This window comes from Paenibacillus sacheonensis, assembly GCF_009909195.1.
In the GTDB taxonomy this organism is placed as follows: Bacteria; Bacillota; Bacilli; order Paenibacillales; family Paenibacillaceae; genus Paenibacillus_Z; species Paenibacillus_Z sacheonensis.
In genome coordinates, this window is sequence record NZ_JAAAMU010000045.1 from 1 (window position 1) to 1,433 (window position 1,433).

Consider the following 1,433-nt stretch of genomic DNA (forward strand, 5'->3'; position numbering starts at 1 on the left):
TGAAGTGACCCCAAAAAGTTAGACATATTTTATTTAGGCAACTTGCAGGGCATGAGTTCGGTATTGTACCGGACTCATGCCTTTTAGTTTGGACTTGATTCGTTTGTGATTGTAGTACGCCATGTATTGTGCAAGCTCTTGCTTGAAATGTTCTATACTTGCAAATTCATTGAGATAGAGGAATTCAGATTTCAAAATGCCGAAGAAGTTTTCCATCACTGCATTATCGTAACAATTTCCTTTACGAGACATGCTCTGGGTAATGCCTTGTTTTTTCAACGCATGTTGAAATTGCTTCATCTGATAATGCCAGCCTTGATCCGAATGCAGGAGGAGTTCATCTTCTTCGGATAAGCGTTCAAAGGCCTGGTTCAGCATATCAGAGACCAAAGAGTAGGTGGGACGAGATCCGATGGTGTAGGTGATAATCTCGCCGTTAAACAAGTCGAGAACTGGCGACAGGTACAGCTTCTCACCAAACAATTTAAACTCCGTAATATCGGTAACCCACTTCTGATTTGGCTTTTGCGCCTTAAACTGACGATCAAGTACGTTTGGCGCTATTTTACCTACAGTCCCTTTGTACGAACGGTATTTCTTCATTCGAACCATGCATTTCAATCCTAGCTCTTTCATGATCCTCTGCACTTTTTTATGATTAACGCGATGGCCTCGATTCCAGAGCTCGTCACGAATACGGCGATAGCCGTAACGACCCTTATGTTCCTCGTAGATGCCTTGAATAAGCGACTTCAGTTCTTCATCTGGATCTGGCGCACCAATCTGATTTATCCAATAATAAAACGTACTACGAGCGATTTCTGCAAGCTTCAGTAAAGCATTCACCGGAAATTCAAGCCTTAATTCATAGACTACTTGCGCTTTGTCTTGGTTGGTGATTTTTCTTTGTTCTGAACTAAGGCATTTAACTTTTTTAGATATGCGTTTTCCATCCGCAAACGCTCGTTTTCCGCCTGTAAGGCTTCTATTGAGCCAGCAACCGGTTCTTTCTTCTGTTTATCCATCGTACGGTGACGCCCCTTTTTCTTTGGTTTCAGGGCGTCGATACCTTGTGCGTTGAATTGGCTACGCCATTTTCGAATAATCCCTGGAGAGGAGATATTGAAGATGACTGCAGCTTCATTCGGAGACGTCCCGTTCTCGTTCATATAGTTGAGTACGTCTAGTTTAAACGCCGTGGAGTAGGCTGTATAGCTTCTTTCGAAGGCTTTTATACCGTGAGATTCGTATTGCCTGATCCACATACGCAGAACTTCATGGTTTACGCCTAAGGACTTCGCAATGCTCTTAGCCCCAGCAGTTCCCGACAGATATCGATTAATGGCTTCTAATTTTAACTCTAAATTGAATTTGGACAAAAAAACTGCACCTCCAATCGTTAGATGGTGTCTAACAATTGGGGTGCAGTTCAA

General features: G+C 42.8%; 1 protein-coding gene. It reads right to left on the minus strand.

Annotated features, from left to right (window positions below; genetic code table 11):
• Positions 1 to 33: 33 nt before the first annotated feature.
• Positions 34 to 1,379 (minus strand): IS3 family transposase gene (locus tag GT003_RS32055; RefSeq protein ID WP_161705779.1). Its coding sequence is split into 2 segments (ribosomal slippage): positions 34 to 938 and positions 938 to 1,379, totalling 1,347 coding nucleotides; the frame shifts between segments, so codons are not numbered across the junction.
• Positions 1,380 to 1,433 lie beyond the last annotated feature (54 nt).